Genomic DNA, 4,186 nt, shown 5'->3' on the forward strand with positions numbered 1-4,186 from the left:
TATGCTTCTCCCCCTTGTATCTCTGACGATAATGATAAGCTCTTTGACCGCGTAAACTCCGAGCTACTCCCCGTTCCATCCCCTCCCACACCCCTGTCTGGTCGAGAGCAATCAGATCCTCCGCTGGAATATCTCTGACTTCTTGACTATAAGCTAGTCGTTCTCTTTGCACCTCCTCTTCTTGGACTCTCGCGCTGCGGTAAGTCTTTTTTTTAGAGTCATTCCTTGCTTTTTCAAGAAATTGTGTATCGTGACAGTACTTACATCAATTGCTAAGCGCTCCCGCAACAGTTCTTGATACTGCCACAGGTAGAGGTCTGGGTGTTCTGCAATGATTGCCATCACTTCCTGTCGATGTTGTTCCAAAATACCCACTCGCTTAGTGCCTACTTTCTTGGGGGTTAAATCTTGAGTTTGTTGGTACTGTCGCACCCAGCGGTGTACTGTTCTTTTGGTCACCATGAACCGTTCGGCTACCTGGCGGATGGAGGTCTTACCTGCCTGATAAGCTGCTACAACTCTTTGCCTTAGATCCAAAGAATGGGTTGGCATTCCCTTCTCTCCTTCCTCTTGAAACCTGTACCCTATTTTAAATTAACAGGCTGTATTTCAAACCAGATTAAGACACTCCTCAGTCGCTCCCTTTTTGGAAGAGGTGAGTTGGAGATCGATGTGATAGACTATTTCATTGCCATTGGATTTGAATAGGCTAACATAAGTGATTCTGCTGATATCCGAACAGCTTCGTATTCTCAAGTACTGACAGATGCTACATTGACAAGCAATAATGAGGGCAACCACAAAAGGGTCAACGGAGCTGAGTTCTATGAGATGCGTGGAGCAAACTCCCGGCAAGCGTGTTTATCTAGAGCCTGGAGTTTCGTTGCTTGAGGCTGTCGGTAGTGCCTTTGTAATGTTGGTTTTATCGTCCCCACCTATCCTACCTATTGGGCTTTCTGGGGGGGATCACCGTTTTACTTGCCATCGGCTTGATCAGGATACAGTCACCTGTGAAGTGGTCTTCCAGCCACTGCTGCCTTTACCAAAACAGATCGAGTTTTATTATGACGTAAGGGGAGCCGGAACCAAAACTGAAACTCGAACAGACTCCGAAGGGGACGAGACAACCTATTACTACGTCACTCTCATAACTCCTGCAGGAGAAACAAAAGCTTGGTCAGCCGCCAGCGAGAGCGAGGCTCGGCAACTGGCAACAAAGATCCAATCGTTTCGGATGAGTGCAGAGAGCCAGCTCTTGGTGGCCAGCGATGGTTTTGCCTTAGAGGATTTCTTGGGTGTCGCTCTGATTGCTCTGGCTCCAGCAGGAGTGGTGGTTCTATTCCTAATACTCGCTTTAATTAAGAAGAGGCGTCGGCTGACCTTTGACCGCTCCCTCTACCAGATCTTGGAGGAGTACCTCACTCCCTTTGGAATAAGGGGGCGGAAAACTTATTCCTTCAGAGATGTTCAGCAAGTTGTAGTTGAGAGGTCAACAGATTCCGATGGCGATAGTTATTTTTCGGTGAAGGTGGAGCTGGCATCGGGAGAGCCTTTGTTGCATCTCAGTTTCGGTTCTGACAATGGCAAGGCAAGGGCGGAGGCGGAGCAATTGGGCCAGCTTTTGGGGTGTCCGGTAAGGCTGCCGGAGGCAACGTCTTAGGCTTAGCCTATTCTGAGCCCCCACTTGGGTTTTTGGGGACAAGCCCGGCCAAAGCTGAGACAATAACACCTGTCCACGCGCTTAAAGGGATCCCCCGTGCTGCCGCGGGCTGCTCTGTGGATTTTGGGGTTGGGCCTGCTTCTGCGCTGCTGGGTCGCGGCTCTGTTGCCGCCGGGCTTTGACGAGGCCTACTACTACCTCTACACTCGCCATTTGGACTGGAGCTATTTTGACCATCCACCGCTGGTGGCCTGGATCACAGGCCTGGGACCTCTTCTGACGGGGCGGGTGTCGGCTTTTTCAATTCGATTGGGATCCCTGCTGGCCTACACTGGCTCTTCCCTGTTGCTTTACCTCACAGCGGTGCGGCTCTTTTCAGTGCAGGCAGGGCTGATCACTCTGGCAACCATTAGCATCGCGCCCATTTTCTGGATTGGGTTTGGGGTGCTGACCCTGCCGGATAGCCCGCTGATGTTTTTTACGGCGGCAACCCTGTGGGTGGCTGCCCAGGAGTTTTTTCCAGCTCCCTTGGCGGAGGGGAAATTGGGAGCCTATGGGGCAGCTCGCTACCGACCGGGGCCCAGGCTAGCCCTGATGGGGCTATTGGTGGGGCTGGCCTGCCTAGGCAAATACCACGGCCTGGCGTTGGGGTTTGGCCTGGTGCTCTTTTGTCTGCTCAGCCCAGCCCACCGCTGCGCCCTCAGGTCGGGATGGGCGCTCTTGGCAGTGCTGGGGTTCTTGGCGGCCTTCAGCCCGGTGCTGATCTGGAACGCCCAGCAGGATTGGGTCTCCTTTCGCTTCCAGGGGGGGCGAGCGGTGCCGGAGAGTGGCTACCGCCTGCAGGATCTGGGGCTGACGGTGCTGGCGGAAATTTTTTATCTTTTCCCAACCTTGGGGATCCCTTTGCTGGGGCTGAGCTTGGCCGAGGGTGGGCGGGTGGGGTTGGCGCTTTTTCAGGGAAGACGCCTCACGGATCGAGAGCTGAAGCATCTTTTGATCTTGGCCTGTGGGTTGCCGCTGGTGCTGGCTTTTACCTTGATGGGGGGCTATCGGCCCATTTTGCCCACCTGGCCGATGCCGGGGTTCTGGGTGCTGAGCTTGCTTTTGGGATCCCGCTGGGAAAGGTGGCCGGAGGCAAGGCGGCTCTTGGCAGGAACGGCGGTGGCGGTGAGCCTGTTGGTGGGGGTGGGGCTGGCCCATGTGCGCTACGGGCTGCTGCAAGCGCCTGGCGGTCTGGGCCTGTGGCCGGTGGAACAGGATCCCTCGACTCAGTTGATTGACATCGAACAGTTGCGGCGGCGATTTCAGGCGGATCCCCGCTTGGCCCAGGCTCTGGCGGAGGCGGATTTCATTTTCACGAACGCTTACTTTTTGGGCGGCCAGATTGGCATGGCCTTGGCGCCGCTGACGGAGAAACCCCTCACCTGCCTGGATGAGGATCTGCGCGGCTTTGCCTTTTGGTCACAACCTGAAGATTGGCTGGGGCAGGATGGCCTGCTGATTACCTCCAAGCTGTTTCAGCCAAGAGCAGGGATCCCGGCCGCCTACGGCACCTACTTTGAACAAATTGAGCCAGTGGCAGAGATTCCCCTGCGGCGGGCGGGGGCAGTGGCCCAAACCTTTCAGGTGTACCTGGCTCGGCGGATGCGCCAACCCTATCCCCGTCCCTACTCCCGCCGGCGCTGAGGGCTACGGCTTTTTCTCCCCACTAACGCACCCCCTCAGGAACTGCCAAGGGCAGATGGGCCGAGCTTCTGGGCTTGGCTAGCCTAATAGTCTATTGCTTCAAAAGTTGGCGAGGAACTCATGCAGACCATCATCATGACGGTGGGCACCTCTCTGCTTACCAACCTGGACAAAGACCTGCAGCCGCAGCGCCCTTGGGTCGGCCAAAAAACCATCGGCGATCCAGAACGGGCCTTGGCCTGGATGAAAAAAACAGACTTGGAACTAATCAGCGCCGAAACCAACACCTACTACCGGCTGGATCCCACTCCGCAGGATGCCTTGATTTTGCTGTACTCCGAAACCCCTGAAGGACTGGAGTGTGCCCAGATTTTGCAGCTCTTTTTTGAAAAAGCGCTGGGCCAGCAGCAGGTTTCCCTGCTGCCCCTCCCCGGCATCAACTACGAGCTAGAGGGATCCTCGCTGGAGCGGATGGCCAAGCTGTTGCAACAGTTGGCCGAGAGCGCCAAGGGGATCGTCACCTTTGCCGCCACCGGGGGGTTTAAAGCCCAGGCCATGGTCATGGCCGTGGTGGGCAGCCAATTGGGGATCCCGGTTTGCTACATCCACGAGCAATACAAATCTTTGGTGTATTTGCCTTACTTACAGCCGCAAGTCCAGCCGCGGATCCCGCGGGCAAGCTTGCCGGATTCTGGTCGAGATCGCTCCCAGGTCATCCAATTGCGCAGCGACAGCAGCCATCACCGTCCTCGCAGTTGGGTCAAGGTGGAAAAACTCCTGCGTGAGCTGCCTTGGGTAGATCTGGTTCGCTACGACCCAAGCGCCTACGCTGCCCCCAAA

The 4,186-nt window shown here is 55.7% G+C and carries 3 protein-coding genes and 1 pseudogene; 3 read left to right on the forward strand and 1 reads right to left on the reverse strand.

Going from position 1 to position 4,186, the window contains the following annotated elements; translation table 11 throughout:
- Positions 1 to 552 (reverse strand): annotated as a pseudogene (locus NW841_RS12110) (helix-turn-helix domain-containing protein); the annotation flags it as partial.
- A gap of 283 nt (positions 553 to 835) precedes the next feature.
- On the opposite strand from NW841_RS12110, the gene NW841_RS12115 reads away from it, so the two are divergent.
- The 3 genes from NW841_RS12115 to NW841_RS12125 all read left to right on the forward strand — a co-directional run.
- A complete protein-coding gene (locus NW841_RS12115; protein ID WP_414386590.1) occupies positions 836 to 1,660 on the forward strand; it encodes a hypothetical protein in 825 nt (274 codons plus the stop codon).
- A 96-nt stretch (positions 1,661 to 1,756) separates the two neighbouring features.
- Positions 1,757 to 3,346, forward strand: a complete 1,590-nt coding sequence (locus NW841_RS12120) for an ArnT family glycosyltransferase (RefSeq protein ID WP_414386593.1) — start codon at positions 1,757 to 1,759, stop codon at positions 3,344 to 3,346.
- Positions 3,347 to 3,466: 120 nt separating this feature from the next.
- Positions 3,467 to 4,186 (forward strand): putative CRISPR-associated protein (locus NW841_RS12125; protein WP_414386596.1); only part of this gene is annotated, 720 nt, incomplete at its 3' end.

Origin of the sequence: Synechococcus sp. H60.3 (assembly GCF_047462295.1) — a bacterium.
GTDB lineage: Bacteria > Cyanobacteriota > Cyanobacteriia > Thermostichales > Thermostichaceae > Thermostichus.